13 protein-coding genes and 1 pseudogene are annotated in these 16,787 nt (G+C 33.4%); 1 reads left to right on the forward strand and 13 read right to left on the reverse strand.

The features are described 5' to 3' along the window. From N5E64_RS06865 to N5E64_RS06885, 5 genes and pseudogenes are all read right to left on the reverse strand, one after another. Positions 1–129, reverse strand: a pseudogene (locus N5E64_RS06865) (DUF423 domain-containing protein); the annotation flags it as partial. A gap of 18 nt (positions 130–147) precedes the next feature. Next, positions 148–819, reverse strand: coding sequence for a tRNA (adenosine(37)-N6)-threonylcarbamoyltransferase complex dimerization subunit type 1 TsaB (gene tsaB, locus N5E64_RS06870; protein WP_038335034.1), 672 nt, complete (start codon positions 817–819; stop codon positions 148–150). A 152-nt stretch (positions 820–971) separates the two neighbouring features. Further along, on the reverse strand, positions 972–2,294 hold the full coding sequence (locus N5E64_RS06875) for a TolC family protein (protein ID WP_280036600.1): 1,323 nt from the start codon (positions 2,292–2,294) through the stop codon (positions 972–974). Between the two features lie 97 nt (positions 2,295–2,391). Next, positions 2,392–2,718: a gliding motility protein GldC gene (gene gldC, locus N5E64_RS06880; RefSeq protein ID WP_038335027.1), complete on the reverse strand. Its 327-nt coding sequence runs from the start codon at positions 2,716–2,718 to the stop codon at positions 2,392–2,394. A 17-nt stretch (positions 2,719–2,735) separates the two neighbouring features. Continuing rightward, positions 2,736–3,785, reverse strand: a complete 1,050-nt coding sequence (locus tag N5E64_RS06885; RefSeq protein ID WP_280036602.1) for a gliding motility protein, GldB — start codon at positions 3,783–3,785, stop codon at positions 2,736–2,738. Between the two features lie 100 nt (positions 3,786–3,885). On the opposite strand from N5E64_RS06885, the gene nadE reads away from it, so the two are divergent. Continuing rightward, the gene (nadE, locus tag N5E64_RS06890; protein ID WP_280036605.1) at positions 3,886–4,680 is read left to right on the forward strand and encodes an NAD(+) synthase; all 795 of its coding nucleotides are present in this window, start codon (positions 3,886–3,888) and stop codon (positions 4,678–4,680) included. A gap of 314 nt (positions 4,681–4,994) precedes the next feature. On the opposite strand, the gene N5E64_RS06895 is transcribed toward nadE, so the two are convergent. From N5E64_RS06895 to ccoG, 8 genes are all read right to left on the reverse strand, one after another. Further along, positions 4,995–5,375, reverse strand: coding sequence for a VanZ family protein (locus N5E64_RS06895; RefSeq protein ID WP_280036607.1), 381 nt, complete (start codon positions 5,373–5,375; stop codon positions 4,995–4,997). Beyond that, positions 5,368–5,748 (reverse strand): glycine cleavage system protein GcvH, encoded by a 381-nt coding sequence (gcvH, locus tag N5E64_RS06900; RefSeq protein WP_280036610.1) that lies wholly within the window; start codon positions 5,746–5,748, stop codon positions 5,368–5,370. The genes N5E64_RS06895 and gcvH overlap by 8 nt, the downstream gene beginning before the upstream one ends. Before the next feature lie 20 nt (positions 5,749–5,768). Then, positions 5,769–12,962, reverse strand: coding sequence for a cell surface protein SprA (gene sprA / locus N5E64_RS06905; RefSeq protein WP_280036612.1), 7,194 nt, complete (start codon positions 12,960–12,962; stop codon positions 5,769–5,771). After that, the gene (gene ruvA / locus N5E64_RS06910) at positions 12,962–13,543 is read right to left on the reverse strand and encodes a Holliday junction branch migration protein RuvA (RefSeq protein WP_125349892.1); all 582 of its coding nucleotides are present in this window, start codon (positions 13,541–13,543) and stop codon (positions 12,962–12,964) included. The genes sprA and ruvA overlap by 1 nt, the downstream gene beginning before the upstream one ends. A 158-nt stretch (positions 13,544–13,701) precedes the next feature. After that, a complete protein-coding gene (locus N5E64_RS06915; protein WP_280036616.1) occupies positions 13,702–14,040 on the reverse strand; it encodes a hypothetical protein in 339 nt (112 codons plus the stop codon). 38 nt (positions 14,041–14,078) lie between these two features. Continuing rightward, positions 14,079–14,795: a sulfite exporter TauE/SafE family protein gene (locus N5E64_RS06920; protein WP_280036618.1), complete on the reverse strand. Its 717-nt coding sequence runs from the start codon at positions 14,793–14,795 to the stop codon at positions 14,079–14,081. Then, a complete protein-coding gene (locus N5E64_RS06925) occupies positions 14,780–15,223 on the reverse strand; it encodes a FixH family protein (RefSeq protein WP_038335014.1) in 444 nt (147 codons plus the stop codon). The genes N5E64_RS06920 and N5E64_RS06925 overlap by 16 nt, the downstream gene beginning before the upstream one ends. A 4-nt stretch (positions 15,224–15,227) precedes the next feature. Continuing rightward, entirely contained in the window at positions 15,228–16,709 is a 1,482-nt protein-coding gene (ccoG, locus tag N5E64_RS06930; protein WP_180905299.1) for a cytochrome c oxidase accessory protein CcoG, read from the reverse strand. Positions 16,710–16,787: the final 78 nt, after the last annotated feature.

The following is a 16,787-nucleotide window of genomic DNA, read 5'->3' on the forward strand; positions in this document are numbered from 1 at the left end:
GACTCCGACTTCAAAACTTGCTAATTTTTCGGCTGGTAAAATTTTCTTGAACGCATGAGCTCCGAAAGCGCCTAATATAACCGCCGTCATTCCGTATAATGAAGCAATTGTCAACACAAGATTTTTCATAAATTATCTCTTTTTATTTTATTCAGATTTCTTTTTTCCGGCAACAAAATCTTTCAGATAATATGGCTCGAAATACGCAACATCTTCAAATGATTTTTGGTTAAATTTTTCTTCCGCAACACGAATCATATCTTTTGCCGATGGAAAAGTTTGTATAAACGTAGCATCTAAATGCGCTAAAACTTCTTGACATTTTTCTGCTCCATCACCCACAAAAATAATTTTCTTTCCTTTCAATTCTTCAAAAGAAGTTTCATCGATTACTTTAGCTTCTGTTTCTGTTAACTGATTTCCTTGCTTATCAAACAAAGCTGTATAGACTTCCATTCGTCTTGCATCAATCATCGGAATGATATAATCGACCTCTTGATTCAATTGTGATTCCGCCAAAATTTGCAACGAATTAATTGCCATAAGTGGAATATCAGATCCATATGCAAAACCTTTGGCAGACGAAACGCCAATACGCAAACCTGTGTAAGAACCTGGGCCTTTTGAAACACAAACCGCCTCTATATCTTTCCAATTTATTTGCGCGCCTTCCACGCACCAATCCACAAACTGATTCAGTTTTTCACCATGTGCATAATTTTCATCACTTTCTTCAACCAAACATAGTTGAACGCCATCTTTAGCAATCGAAACCGAACAATTTTTTGTTGAAGTTTCTAAATTTAAGATTGTTGCCATGTTGCAAAGATACACAAGGAAAATTGATGTATAAAGTTTGAATTTATGATTTTAGAATAGATTTAGAAATATTTATTACACTCTGAAACTCTTTTATGAAAATAATTTTCAATAATTTGATTAATATTTTCTCTATTTACTTCATTTAACCTCTATTTTCCTTCCAACGTTATTGGAACGCCAGCATAGAAATCTAATACTTTTTGTTTGAAAATGTAATTGTATTTCGCTTGCAACATTTGCGATTCTGCAACCATCATATCATTACGCGAACGGTTAAAATCGTATTGATTAATGACTCCTGCATTATACGATTTTTGTGCAAAATCGTATGAAATTTTCGCATATTTTACCGCTTCTTTCGACGAGTCGTATGACGCATAAGAACTATTTACTTCGAAATACGCAGATTGAACATTTTTCAGCACATCTTGTTTCGATTGTAGAAGGTCAACTTTTGCTAAATCCTCGTTGATTAATGCTTTCTGAATATTAATTTTATAGGAATATTGATTCCAAATTGGAATAGTCACACCAACTCCAAAAACACCTGTTACATTATGTCCTAATTGCTCTAATAATGCATCTTGACGTAATCTTTTATTGAAATATTGTAGATAATTCGTTCCGAAATTGAAACTTCCTGTCACTTTTGGAAATAATGAAGTTCGCGCGATTTGAGTTTCTTTCGCAGCAACATCAATTTGCAATTCGGCATGTTTTACAGAAGGCTGATTTTGATAAGCCGTTTCTACCACATCATCCAAATTATACAATTGAGACGTTACATTATCTGGAATTTTGACATCAGTTACAGCAAAATTTCGGTAATCATTTAATTGCAACAACATCGCTAAATTGAACAATGCACGCTCTATTTCGATTTGTGCATTTACCACTTCACGTGTATTTGTCGCGACTTCAGATTCAGATTGAGCAACAACAGATTGAGCTACTGAACCAGCTTTGAATTTCTTTTGATTTTGATCCAATAATTGTTTCGAAATAGTTAGATTTCCTACTGCAACTTGTTTCAATTCTTTGTTCAATAAAACCGCCAAATAATAATTTGCAACTTGTAACGAAATATCATTTATCGTCATCGCAGTTTGTACTTTCGACGCTTCTAATTCCAAAGCAGCTTTGTCTTTATTCAATTGAACAACTCCACCATTGTAAATATTGATGCTAGATTGTACGCCAAATGAATGCGCAAATTGATAATATCCCTTTTCTATTGTTGGATTATAAGTTCCGATTGTAAAGTTAGTATCTACATAACCCGAAACCGTTGGCAACCAAGCGTTATAGGTTAATTCTAAATTTTTATTAAAAATTTCTTGGTTGATGGTATTCTGTTGAACAGTCAAATTATTTTTCGAAGCATATTCAATACATTTTTCAATTGTCCATCCTTCTTGGGCAAACGAAGGAAGAGAAGTAATAAATAGTAAAGTAAAAAATAATTGTTTCATAGACTATTCTTGTCAGAAAATTAAAGATATAAAATAAGTCGAATTTCTAACCAAAATGTTACGAAATTCGACTTAAAGTTTTTATTTGGTTAAAATCTTAACCTTTAATTTTTGAAGCAATTGCGAATTCTTCTGCAAAAGCAGCGATTCTTTCTGCAACTTCTTTTTCCTCTGTTGCTCTTTCGTAAGAACTAGACATTGAAATTAAAATTTGGTGAAAGAAACGTTTCATATCATCTTGTGTCATTTCTTTTGTCCACAAATCGATACGCAAAGCCTCTTTTGCTTTATCATCCCAAACAGAAAGTAACATTGCTTTTGTTTCTTCGTGACTAATTCCACCGTCTGGTGCATTCCAAGTCATTTTTTCTGGTACGTGATTTTCGTCCAATTCAATCTCTACCGTAATATTTGTTGTTCTCATAACTTCTAATTATTAGTTTATTTCACAAAATGGTAAACTTTACCATCAATTGTTTTTGTTGTATAATTTGTTGAATTATTACTTTCTAAAGCTGGCTTATATTTAGAATCTTTGAAGATTTTTTGACCATCCATATCATCTAACAAAGCTTTCAATTCTACCTTCGGATTCTCTTTCATGTATTGGCGAATAATTTGCAAACCAATCCAAGCCGCAATTCTTCCTGGAGAATCTTGTTCTATTTCATTATTAAATTTTGAAAATGGACTAACTGCTAAAAAGCGTTTATCCAAAGAAGCATCTGAACTGAATACATAATTTTGCTCCACAAAAAAGTTCCAAATTTGACCTTCGTTCTCAATACACCACTGAATTTGTTCTGGCGTGTAACCAACTTTATATTCGTCTGGTGTATCTGTTAACAATGCATCTTGCAAAATCAATTTCTTCCCTTCATAAATCATTTTATCAATAAATAATTGATTTCTTGGGCTAAATGTTACCACATCATTCGCAATCGCATCAACAGCTTGAGAAGGCAAACGATTAAGATCTAAATTTGTGCGTAAATAACGTTCTACGCCAATGCTATCATACAATTTATTCTTTGGTCCCAAATACGCATCCATCGCAATAAACATCAAGCCAGATTGCTGGCTAAACATCACTGGATAATCTATATTTTGCAAACCTGATGAATAAGTATAAATCGTCGGAATTTTATATTCTGGAAAATAAAATTGGTAACGTTGAAACATCGGCGTTAACGATTGATTTAAGTTTTTAAAATCTCCAAAAACCTTTCGAGATTGTCCATAAATACTCAACTCTTCTTTATTACGACGTTGACTTTCCCATACGTCATCCGCAGTTTTTGCATCAAAAAAGAAAGGATAATCTTTTCGTAAAGCCGCTAAAGGAATCGAATCGTTAAAAAAATCTTGGCTGATATCATGAATATTCAACTGAACATTTTGTTCTTTGACATCCACTTCCCACGATTTTTCTTTTTTGCACGCAGTAAATAAAATTAAACTCGCAAAAGCTAAGCCATATACAAATTTCATTGCTTGGTTATTTAGCTAACAAAAATAGTAAAATAATCTGTAGTATTTTCAACCCTAATTTTTTTCATAATCTGCTATCTTTGAAATAAATTATTAAACTATGCAAACTGAAAAAGTTGTAGAATATATTGTTTCTTGGTTGAAAGATTATTTGGAAACAGCGCACCAAAAAGGCTTTGTGATTGGAATTTCGGGCGGAATTGATTCGGCTGTAACCTCAACGCTTTGTGCAATGACAGGTTATCCTTTGCTTAATTTGGAAATGCCAATTCATCAAGAAAAAAATCAAGCGGATAGAGCAAAACGTCATATTGAATGGTTAAAAAATAAGTTTTCGTCGCCAATCGATTCGATAGAAGTTGATTTAACCTCAACTTTTGACGCAATGGTTTCGGCTTTACCAGAAACAGAAACGACGGATAAAGTGAATTTAGCTTTGGCCAATACACGTTCTCGTTTGCGTATGGCAACGCTTTATTATTTTGCTGGTTTACACAATTATTTGGTTGCAGGAACTGGAAATAAAGTTGAAGATTTTGGCGTTGGTTTTTATACAAAATATGGTGATGGCGGTGTAGATCTTAGTCCTATTGCTGATTTAATGAAATCGGAAGTGTATAAAATTGCTGAGTTTTTAGGTATTAATACAGATATTCAAAAAGCAAAACCAACCGATGGTTTGTTTGGCGATGATCGTTCAGATGAAGATCAATTAGGAGCAAATTACGATGAATTGGAATGGGCGATGAAAGCGAAAGAAGCTGGAAAAACTGCAAATGAATTTGAAGGTAGAGAAAAAGAAGTATTCGAGATTTATTCGAGATTAAATCGTATTAACCAACACAAGATGGTTCCAATTCCGATATGTGATATTCCTGAGGAGTTGATGAAGTAAGTTGCGGTAAGCGGTAAGCGGTAAGCGGTAAGCGGTAAGCGGTAAGCGGTAAGCGGTAAGCGGTAAGCGGTAAGCGGTAAGCGGTAAGCGGTAAGCAAAATTAATTTTTTCAATATAAAAGCAAGCGAAAGATTGCTTTTTTTATTTTGATGTGGTGTTGAAACGAGTTCAATATGACTTACGTATAAATGTCATTCTGAATAAAACGTTAGTAGAATGAAGAATCAAAGATTCCTCCCAACGTCGGAATGACATTTTCTTAGTTTACATTTGAATAAGTCAAAAAGATAAGAAAAACAAAAAACTCAGTATTTCTACTGAGTTTTTTTATGTTGTAAATAATAGGTTATTGTAATGTAAGCAAGGGTGATTCCCGATAGGTTTGCCATTAAATCAACAAAATCAAAACTACGATGAAGTGAAGTTAAAACGCCTTGTAAAATTTCGATGAGGAAACTTACCAAAAACGGAATTATCATCAAGCGTAGGTTTGTTAATTTGTATGCGACAAATAACAAAATCGTCATCATCCCAAACATTCCACAATGTACTATTTTATCAAAATTATCAATCTTAAAAAAGATTCCTAATTCTTCGATTGTACTTAATTTAGAGAAATTTTCTTGTGGAAGTAGCGTCAGATAAAACACCAACGCTACATATGCAAAAAATATTATTTTCTTTGTCTTATGCACCGATTAATTCTCCGTAAGCAGCTGCATCTAATAAAGTATCTAATTGAGAAGCATCTTCAATTTTAACTTTGATAATCCACCCTTTTCCGTAAGGATCAGTATTGATTAATTCTGGCTCACCTTCTAATTCAGTGTTAAATTCTACAACTTCACCGCTAATTGGCATAAATAAGTCAGAAACTGTTTTTACTGCTTCTACTGTTCCAAATACTTCTTCTTGACCTAAAGTTTCTCCTTCTGTTTCTACGTCAACATAAACAATATCTCCTAACTCTCCTTGTGCGAAAGCTGTAATACCGATTGTTGCTACATCTCCTTCTACAGAAATCCACTCGTGATCTTTACTGTACTTTAAATTGTTTGGAATGCTCATAATGTTTGTTTTATTGTTTTTTAATTTCCGAATGTAAAGGTAGCACTAAATCCGGCACGAATTTGAGAAATTGGAAAAGCTGTTGAAATTTTATATTTACTCATCATCTGATCCCAATAGAATCTCAAGTTCAAATTCTTACTCACGTTATAATCTGCTGTCAACTTAAACGTCATAATTCGCTGTCCACCTGTAATTTGCGAATCTCCATAAATACTTGTTGGTACGTTTGGATTTTGTACGTCATCAAAGTTATAAATTACTTTTCGAATTGTTGTTTGATTATCTCTTAAAGAAAAATCTCCACGAATATTTAAGTCTCCTTTGATTGTTTTCTGATTTCCTTGGTAACGAATTTTCATTTTGAAATCTTTAAAAATATATCCAAATCCAACAATATATTCAGATCCATAATCTTCTGTATACGTATAATTTGTTGTACTTAATGATAACAAACGATCTCTGTTATATTGCGCACGCAATTGCATACTGTTACGGAATGTTAAATCTACTCCAATCAATGGCGAGAAAGATTCGATCATCGTAACGGCTCCATATAAATTCTGTGTATAGTAATTTCCATTTTCATCTTTACCAGTCACTTGTCCGCCACCCATAATTCCTGTATCTAACATAAAGTTTGGATTCGACTGAATTCCTGTTGTTGTATAAGTCGAATTATATGAACTCGAAATCTCAACATTATCAAAATATTTATTAATAATTGGAACAGATTTCAATCCTGTGTACGTTACGCGCCAGTTCGGAACCGGAATAGAACGATTGTATCCTAACTTAGACGAACCTGCATCTTTTCCTTGCACCGCCGCTAAAAAGGCTGGTAAAAGTACATCAGAACTTCTTGCATTAAATCCTTCGTAATAACCCAATCCATCTTTATTTCCGCTACCTCTTTTTTGTGCTAATCGCTCAGAAATAGTTTTAGTATTTGTTAGGAATTGCTCAAAAATTGCATCTCCATCTTTGAAAGCTGTTTTGATATTTACGGTCGAAATATTAAGATTTGCTAATTCATCAATGTAAGGATTTTCGACTGCTAAATTGAATCCTGAATGATAAATACGACGATCTTTTGTACGTTTTGCACTCAAATCAATTCGTAAATCTGGAATCGGCTCAATTAAAGCAGTTCCATTAAAATCAGAACCTTTTGTAATTTGATATGCATCTGTCATCAATTCATCGCCAACAATCAATCCTCTTTCAACCAATTGACGTTTGATATCGAATTGTGTTCCATAAACAAAACCTAAACTTGGTCCATTTTTACCATCAACACCAAAGAAACCTGGCTCATACAATAATCCTGGAATTACTGCTCCATTTGTTTGATTAAATGTAAAATTAGCGCGTTTCAACGATGATAAAACCATCCAACCATAATCTTTTGCTGTAAATTTATGTTTGAATTTGTATGCTGTTTTCTTGTTTGTACGACGTTTCTTAGAGAATAAAGTTGTGTAAACTGTATTCAACGAATCTATTTCTGCTCGACGTCCTTTTAAGATCGAATCGTAACGTTTATATCCTTTAAATTCTGGATAAAATTTTGCAAAATCTAAATCTCCCATCAAGTTGATCGAATTCGAGTTTTGAGCTGTACCTCTACCTAAATTCGCAATTCGTGTTGATGTAGAACCATCAGGATTTGTAACTTCTGTCTCAAAATTTCTGTAAGCTGTAGAAGTTGCAATCCAGTTATAATTCGAAGTAAATCTAGCTTCAACATTCATCCAATTTAAATATGGGAAGAATTTTAAAGGTAATTTATAATTCACCTGAAATTGTTGATCATACTGAACTGGACGTCCAATTGTGAACATATTTTGCCAAATCATATCTTGATCTGCACGCTGGAAAGTTGTTCCATCATTCAACGTCATTGTCGAAGATGTTAAATCTAAACGCAACGATTTTGTCAAATCAAAACCTAAATTATATTGCCAATTGAACAAGAAATTGTTACTATATGTCGGACGAATTAAACTCGATGAGCTTCCTCCACCTAAATATTGACTGATATCTCGATATTGTCTTTCACTGTAGGTACGCGCAATCTCTGTACGGAAAGAGAAACGTGTTGGCAAAGGATTCACATTAAATTCACGAATAAATTGTAAATATTTTCCTGATTCCTCTTTTGGTTGAACCGCACGCCATTTTTTGAAAGGCTCGTACGATTTTCCTCTAAATCCGTAATTATAATTAATCGACGCTCTTAATTGTTGGTTGATGTTATATTGCGTGTAAATATCACGGTAATAATTATCCGAATACATCATCGAAACTGAAAAGTTAGATGGATCATAGAAACGAACAGGGTTGTTGTTATTTGTTGATCTAACTTTTCGAATATTATTAAAAGCAAAACTTTTGAACTGCGTATAAGTACGAACAACTTTTTCTAATTCAGCTTTATTAGGCGCTTCATCAAAAATAATATCATTGTCTAATGGATTATATTTTGGATCGACAAAACTTTCCTGAATTGTAAAATCGAACGGAATTTCCATTCCCCATTTCTTTGGTAAGAATTTGTCTAATTTTACTTGTGCATTCAACGCATATTGTAATGATTCGTCCTGATTACGATTTGCAGGACCTTGATCTATCGCACCAAAACCTACAGAACTTGTGCTTCCAGAAACTTGTACATTCGCAAAATCACCTAAATTGAACTGCACATTTGCTGAAGCTGCATAACCACCTTGGTTATCAATTTCGCTTAAACGAAGTTCATTTACCCAAAGTAAAACTTCTTTATCAGACGGTCCAGAAGTGTTACGAACCCCAATCATAATTGAAGAGACATTACCCAATGTTGGACGACCTTTTACATAAACCGTTTTGTTTGGATTCTCTTGATCAAAAGCAAAATTGAAACGTTGCAATGTACTGAAACCATCAGCATCCCTTTGTTTTTTAGCATCTGTAAACAAATCTGTATTCAGATCGATAAAGTTTTCATCTGGCCAAACTGTGCTTTCTGTTGCAGAACTTTGTGGCGTATATTTCAACGGCATTTCATATTCATAGTAATTATCTGTATAATCACTACCTACACGAATAAATAATTTTGTACCATTATCAATCGCATTTGACGCTCTATCTAATAAGTTTTGAGCAGATACAAACATTTGCAACTTTTTGTATCGACGCAAATCTAAATTTGTATTCTTAAAAATAGCTTTTGAAGTACTTCCTGGTTTAAACTTCGCTTTCAATGTCATCGAAGCTTCGTTCTGAGATTGATATCCCGTTGTTCCTTGTGTTTGTTCACGATAAACTCCAGGAGGAATCATATAACGAGGACGATCTGTACCATTTCGTTCGATACTTACCTCACCAATTTCTAAATCATCAATATTTTTATCCTCCTCATAACCTTCTTGATTACTAATGATATAAGGATAAATGTTTTTTGTATAACGACGCCATTCAGAACGAACTAAATCAAAAGTACCAAAACGTAGAGTTGTTTCTTCCTCGAAACCTCGCATCACCATACGCATAAAACGAGCAGCTGTTAACACACTTTCTGCTTGTGCAATAGACGCATCATTGTTTAACTCTTCTACTCCATCTCCGTCAAGATCTAAATCAAAGTTATCAACAGGAATACGAACTTGATACCATTTTACATCATGTTTCGTTTTGTCTGGAAATTCTCCCTGAACCGTTTTTCTTGCAACAATAAATTTATTGTTTGGATCTTCTAACGTTTGACGGTTAATTTTTAATGTATACTGATTATAGTTTTCTGTCTGATCTAAATTGAAATCACCATTAATATCTTCTGTATCTGGCGTTAAAGATGATGCATGTAAAGGATTATCAGTTGAATTATTTCCTTGTGGATTTCTGAAATAACGGTAACGATCTTGAACCGTATTCCCGATTGATGCACCTCTAAAGCGATCATCTAAGAAGAATAAATAATTATCATTTGCAGGATCTAATTCTCCTGTCACTAAATTATTACTCGTAATTCCATAACGTTGCGCTTCTTCCTCATCTGTTAATCCATTATAACCCAAATCTTGTTGTTTTCGGGCAGCTCCTTCCGTATCAAAAGCATATAAAATTGGATTTAACTGAGGTGTTAATCCCCATTTAGAAGCAACAGTCGCCGCACCATTTCCAGAATGAGGCAATCCATTTTCGTACATCATTTCGCCGTCTTTTAAGACATCTTCCGAAACATTTCCTAAATGTACCAATAGCTCTCCTTCTCCACCTTTTCCATCTGCATAAGGATCCATCATCCAAAACTCGATGTATTCCACATTCGAATCTTTGAAGTTAGAAACTGAAATAGGACGCATAATTGCTCCCCAGTTTTTCGTATCTACTGCATTTGGATTAACATTATAAGGTCCACGTTCTTGCGGATAGAATGTCATATCTAATGTGCTGATGTATGAATTTGTACCAGCCATTACATCACGTTGATCAAAAAGCTCTTTTAACTTAATGCGACGTGCCATGTGTGTTGACATTTGTTGATCTGTTAAAGGCGAACTTCCTCCCATTCCATAAAAACGCGGATCAATAGAATACCATGATAACATACGACGACCATTGTTGAATGATAAATCGTCATTTTTCATTCCATTTGGGAAGAACGGGTGGTAACCAGAAGCAGAATATCCAGCAGGTTTTCCTGGTGTTGATCCAAATTTCCATGAACCAACATCTAATAAACTAATGCGCGATTGTGCATCTTCGAAATCGTCTATATAAGAATAACCTCCTGTCACTTTGTTCATTCCTGGCATCAAATAAGCTGCCTCTGCCTGAACGCTAATGTTCGACATTTGGTCCGTTTTGATTCCCGGAATTTTATTTGTTAAACGAGTTAACCACTCAGCTTCTGAGTTATATTGTGTATTAAGTCCAACAATTGTGTTATTCACAGGTTCTGAACCAAATTGTGTTTTTTGCGTAACTGGACGTTCTTGGTAATTAATTAAAGTTCCGCCTAACATAAACTTATCACTAAATTTATGCTCGACATTAATTCCCATGAAACGTTTTTTCTGTAAATTAAATGTAGATTGATTTTCTAAAGAAACATTAATTGGTGCTCCAGAATTTTTCAATTGTTCATTAATGATTTTTACACGCCCCAACTGATAATCTACCGTATAATCTACGCCTTCCGTCAACGTTGCTCCACCAGAAGTTACTTTAACAGAACCTTGCGGCACATTGAAAGCGCCCAACGGAATACCATCTGTCACCGTTCCTTTGTAACGACCTTCTAACGTATAACGATTAGCTAATTTTTCGCCAGAAAGTGTATTTGGTAATTGACGATAAATTTGATTAAAAACATATTCTTCATTTTGACCTTTTAATTTATTGCTCAAATATTTACCAAAAGGTTCAACAGAAGTGAAAATAATATTTCCTCTTTCTGTATCAATTGTTAACCCTGGTTGAAAATCAAATAAACCATCACCTTTACTTCCGTCAGGATTTTGTTGTAATTGTCCGTTCGAATTTAATCTATCCATGTTCAGAACTTGAATTAACGATTGTTCTGAAACAGCAGAATTTGGTAAGTAATTTAATTTTCCAGAAGATTGTTCACCATTATCTTTGAAATTAATATTCATCAAGAAATCTTCACTCGAAACACCATAAGCATTTAGCGAATAAATATTTTTCATCATCAAATCCCACATTGGCGAAGCCACATTAACTGCAGAATTTGGTTTGATTAATTTCGCAATAATTGGTTTATCTGTCTCGCTCGACATTTGTCCAACTTTGTATAATTTTGTCGGATCAGAGCTTAACGAATATTGAAACGAAACCGCTAATAAATCTTCACCATCAACCAAAGGCGTATTCAAGGAAATGTATCCTAATTTTGGATAGAAAGTGAATTCGGAAGCATCAAGTTTACGAACATTTTCGTTGACGATAAAGTTTTCTCCATCCTGAAATTGTTCTCCATTGAAAGAATATCCGTTCAAATAACTTCTTGCATCACTAATCTTAGTAAAACCTTGAGAATTAATCTCATTAAATAAGGCATTACTACTATTTTGAGGCGCTGTATCACCTTCTGCAATATCTCGCAAAGCGATAATAGAACGTCTATTCTGTTGATTCCCTCCAGATTTATCAACTTTCCAAACCTCAATATTACTGATATTGATATTACTGTTAACTGCAGGATAATTTGCTAACGCTCTATCGTAACTATTTCTAAAAAATTGACCTAAGAAAAAGTGTCTATTGTATTCATATTTTTCGGCAGCGACTTTAAAATCAGTCATCACACCACCTCCTTGAACCACGATATTTTTAGATTCTGAACGTTGCTCTGAAAAGACAGCCGATACATTTGTACGACCAAATTTAAGATCTGTTCTAACTCCAAAAAGTGATTGCGCCCCTGTAATCAACGAAGTACTAAGCGGCATCGAAATATTACCAACCTCAATATTTTGTAGGATATCATCTTCTCCACCAAATGGATCTAATTTATTCCCTAAAGCCTTTCTCCACTGAAGTTTCATTTGATTTTCGAAGCCAAAACCAGCTTGCGTATCATAATTCACTTTCATCTGAAGATTTTCTCCGACTTTACCCAAAATACTCAATTGCATACGTTGGTTAAGATCCATTGTAAGCGTTTGACGGTTTTGTGGCAACAACATTGGATTATCTATCTTTTGCAAGAAAACACCCAATTCTAAATTTGCATAACCTTGCGGAATCAATGAAATTTCTGATCCACCAAAAATAGTTTCGAAAGCTTTGGATTTCACCTTAAAACTTGGTAAAATACTTCCTTCTTTTTTTCCTTCCTTATCTCCAAAACGTTCTTCACGATAAAATTGATCGTTGGTTTGAGATTTTACTCGGAAATAATTTTTCATGTCTTGATTCTGAACCAAAGTCAGGTATTCTTGACGTGTCAAATAGATAGGTTCGGAAACTAAACTTGTTCCAATTTGAGGATATAAAATATACTGACGCTTTATCGCATCATATTGTACATCGTATTTTATTTGATTATCTAAAAACAATCCACCTTTTTGATCTCGGATAGGAAACTTAAGCGTATCACTTTCCTGAGCCATCACATCGCTCATAGTTCCCATTGCAAAAAGGAAACACAAAGCTGCTATAGTAGAGCCTTTACGAATAGTTTTTGGTTCGTTATGAATCTTCATTAAATTTTCTTCAAGGTTTCTTTTACTAAGAATTCCACGTCTGCATCTGGCTGATCTTGTAGGATTTTGTCCATTATTTTCTCTGCAGATTTTTTAGGAATTCCTAAAACTTCTAAAGCAGATAACGCTTCATTCTTAGATTTATTTTTAACCGAAGTAGAATTAACATCTAATATTAAATTTTGATCCAATTTATCTTTCAAGTCAATGATGATTCTTTGCGCTGTTTTAGCTCCGATTCCTTTTACACTTTGCAATAATCTGGCATCTTCTTGAGCGATTGCAGTTGCAATTTCTTTGGAAGAAAGTGTCGAAATAATCATCATTCCAGAAGCTGGACCAACACCGTTAACACTAATTAATTTCTGAAAAATTTCTCGTTCTAGTTTTGTTGCAAATCCATAAAGTATATGTGCATCTTCGCGAACAATCAAATGTGTAAAAATTGTAACCAATTCTTCGTGTTCTAAAGTAGAATATGTATTCAATGAAATATTGACCCAATATCCGACCCCATTACAATCTATTACAACATTTGTTGGATAAATCTCGATTAATTTACCTCTTAATTGTGTTATCATTTTGATGTTTATTTAGTTACACTACATATAGTGATAACGTCAAAAATACGATTTATTTTGTAAGGATGAAAGTATTGATTTTAATGAAAGCCTTGTCAAGATTTAAATCTTGACAAGGCTTCAATTGATTTGAATTAAATATTTTGAGAAATCAATTTTTAGTTTTTCATATTGTTGTTGGTTTGAAATATAACCGTCGTACTAAACGGAGGAAATGTAAATACAGTTTTAAAATAATCAGTTGAATACTCTTTATCACTAATAGGATTATTAAACGTTACTCTCGTTTTAAGACTAGAACATCTTAATTTGTCATCATAATTTTTATCAAATGAATAAGGTAATGGTTCAAAATAACCCTCATAATTTTTTTCACAAGGATATAATCCGTCAGATTCTAATGGACTTTGTTCAAATACTTTTCCAAAATGTTGAACTATAAATAATATTATTATTGAAATTAATAAGGATAAAATAATAATTTTTAAATTTTTCAAATTCAAAAATTCAAAAATTCAATTAATTACAAATAAATTTACATACAATGCTCATCCATTCCATTTAGCTGAAGTGCTTCTTTGGCTGGTGAAATGAAAGGAATGTTTAATTCTAATCCGCGAAGGATAAATAATACACCCAAAATAAGTGTGATAATTGGTAAGATTTTTAAGATCGTTTGACGTTGTTTTACGGATAAAAAATTACCAAATAAAACGGTTGCAAACATCAAAGGCAATGTTCCAAGTCCGAAGAAAAACATGAATAGTGCACTTTTGTAAACAGATCCTAAACCAATGGCTGCTGTAAGTGAAGCATAAACCATTCCGCAAGGTAAAAGGCCATTTAATAGACCAACTATATAAAGAGAGTAAGAATCTTTCTTGATTAAGAATTTACCAAGAGAGAGTTTTACTTTTATCATCAAAGCATTTACAGGACGAAGTTGCGTAGCACCATTTTCATAGAATTTTGGAATCATGACCATAATAATCATCAAAACTCCAATCAAAATACTTAGATAATTTTGTAATCCAACAAATGAAAATGATTCGCCAATCAATCCTAAAATTGCGCCTAAAATTGTATAAGTGGTTACACGTCCTAATTGATAGGTCAAATTACGAAGTGTAAATTTTAGTTTGTTTTGAGATTCTAATCCCAAAGATAAAGCAATAGGTCCGCACATCCCCACGCAATGCAGGGACGATGTAAGACCTATGGATAATGCTATGATAACTATTGTGAAATCCATCGAATGGATTTTTTAATCAAGTAAGTTTGATTATTTTCCTTCCAGCTTAAAGTTAATTCGTATTCTCCATCAATTAACTTAACAGATGGTACTAAAAAATTCTTTTTATCAGATAATTTAATTGGCATTTTGACATCTTTTGTTTCGTCATCATTACGCATCAAAAAAATATCTCCTTTAAAATCGGCAGCAGTAGTTGCTGGAAATTGAAATAAAAATCCATTTGCTTGTACAATAACTTCTGGTTTTTCGGCCAAAGCATTTGCACGTTTTTCAGCATTTATTTCATCCTGAAAATGAATTTCTTTTTCGTAATAATCCTCGGTTACCATTCCGCCTGTATCTCCTGCAAAATATAACAACGATAGAATGAATATCATAAAACATCCCAAAGCAATTGCTACATAATGTCCCCAATTTAACTTCATATGATTAATATTTGAATGGAGCTGAGAAGCTCGTTTCGTATTTATCGATTACTTTTCCTTTTTGATTGACTAATCCAATCACTACTTTTTCTTTGTACGATTTAACTTCATCCATTGGAATTTTCAAGAAGAATTTCCCTTGGATGATTTGACCTTTTTCCATGTTCAATTTATTTTCGCCTTCGTACATTTCTACTTTTGAGTTTTTGTGCGATAGCAATTGAACAGTTACAATTTGATCTGCATTTGTTTTATTGTACAATGTATACTCGAATTGATTAACATAATATTTACCTTCTACCTTGTAATCTGTTCCAGGAACTTTAAGGTATTTAGATTCTACATCAGAACGAGAGAACAAGAAAGCTGTCATTGCTCCAATTAATAATAATAAAGCAAATGTATAAGCAGCTAATCGTTTTGTGAATTTGAATTTTTCGCCACGTTTGATATCATCTTCCGAAGCATAACGAATCAATCCTGTTGGTAAACCAACTTTTTCCATTACTTCGTCACATGCATCAATACAAGCTGTACAGTTAACACATTCTAATTGGATTCCGTTACGAATATCAATTCCAGTAGGACAAACAACAACACATTGACCACAGTCAATACAATCTCCTTTTCCTTCTGCTTTACGGTCTTCGTTCTTTTTAAATTTTGCTCGACCAGCTGTTCCTTCACCACGTTTGAAATCGTATGTTACATTGATTGTATGCGAATCAATTAATACACCTTGAAAACGTCCGTAAGGACAAACCAATGTACACGCTTGTTCGCGAAACCATGCGAATACGAAATAAAACATTGCTGAGAAGAAAACTAATCCAACCAATGTTCCTACATTTTCGGCTGGCCCTTCTTTTATAACTGCGTATAAAGCATCAGCTCCAATAATATACGCTAAGAAAACATTAGCAATAATAAATGAAATGATAGCGAAGATGGTCCATTTCAGTAATTTTTTACGAATTTTTTCTTCGTCCCAATCTTGTTTATCTAATCTAATTTGTTTTGCTCTATCTCCTTCTATGGCGTATTCTATTTTTCGAAAAACCATTTCCAAGAAAATTGTTTGCGGACATACCCATCCACAGAACAAACGACCATAAGCCATGGTGAATAATACGATAAAAATAATTGTCGTAATCATTCCTAAAGCTAGAAGGAAGAAATCGGATGTAAAAAATGGAAAACCAAATAAAATGAATTGACTGTGCAAAACATCAAACTTGAACAATGGATTTCCATTAGGTAATTTAAAGAAAGGCGTTAAAATTAATATTGCTAACAATACATAACTTACATACGTCCTATAGTTTGTAAACTTACCTTTTGGCTTTTTAGGATAAACCCATTTACGTTCTCCAGTTCGCTCCATGGTTCCAATGGAACTACGAACATCTTCTTTCATTTGGTTGTTATCATCCAAATAATCGTCTAAATTAAATTCATCTTTTGGGTCAGAATTTTGAACACTCATTTTAGTGAATTTTAAATGTATACAAATTTACGACTAAAAAAGAAAAGAGAGCTTATAAATAAGCTCTCTTTCAATATG

The organism is Empedobacter sp. GD03739, from assembly GCF_029843245.1.
Lineage (GTDB): Bacteria > Bacteroidota > Bacteroidia > Flavobacteriales > Weeksellaceae > Empedobacter > Empedobacter falsenii_B.

Bases quoted from the DNA above. Each gene is read 5' to 3' on its own strand.
- tsaB (WP_038335034.1), bottom strand. From the start codon at position 819: ATGGCAACAATCTTAAATTTAGAAACTTCAACAAAAAATTGTTCGGTT.
- N5E64_RS06875 (WP_280036600.1), bottom strand. From the start codon at position 2,294: ATGAAACAATTATTTTTTACTTTACTATTTATTACTTCTCTTCCTTCG.
- gldC (WP_038335027.1), bottom strand. From the start codon at position 2,718: ATGAGAACAACAAATATTACGGTAGAGATTGAATTGGACGAAAATCAC.
- N5E64_RS06885 (WP_280036602.1), bottom strand. From the start codon at position 3,785: ATGAAATTTGTATATGGCTTAGCTTTTGCGAGTTTAATTTTATTTACT.
- nadE (WP_280036605.1), top strand. From the start codon at position 3,886: ATGCAAACTGAAAAAGTTGTAGAATATATTGTTTCTTGGTTGAAAGAT.
- gcvH (WP_280036610.1), bottom strand. From the start codon at position 5,748: ATGAGCATTCCAAACAATTTAAAGTACAGTAAAGATCACGAGTGGATT.
- sprA (WP_280036612.1), bottom strand. From the start codon at position 12,962: ATGAAGATTCATAACGAACCAAAAACTATTCGTAAAGGCTCTACTATA.
- ruvA (WP_125349892.1), bottom strand. From the start codon at position 13,543: ATGATAACACAATTAAGAGGTAAATTAATCGAGATTTATCCAACAAAT.
- N5E64_RS06920 (WP_280036618.1), bottom strand. From the start codon at position 14,795: ATGGATTTCACAATAGTTATCATAGCATTATCCATAGGTCTTACATCG.
- N5E64_RS06925 (WP_038335014.1), bottom strand. From the start codon at position 15,223: ATGAAGTTAAATTGGGGACATTATGTAGCAATTGCTTTGGGATGTTTT.
- ccoG (WP_180905299.1), bottom strand. From the start codon at position 16,709: ATGAGTGTTCAAAATTCTGACCCAAAAGATGAATTTAATTTAGACGAT.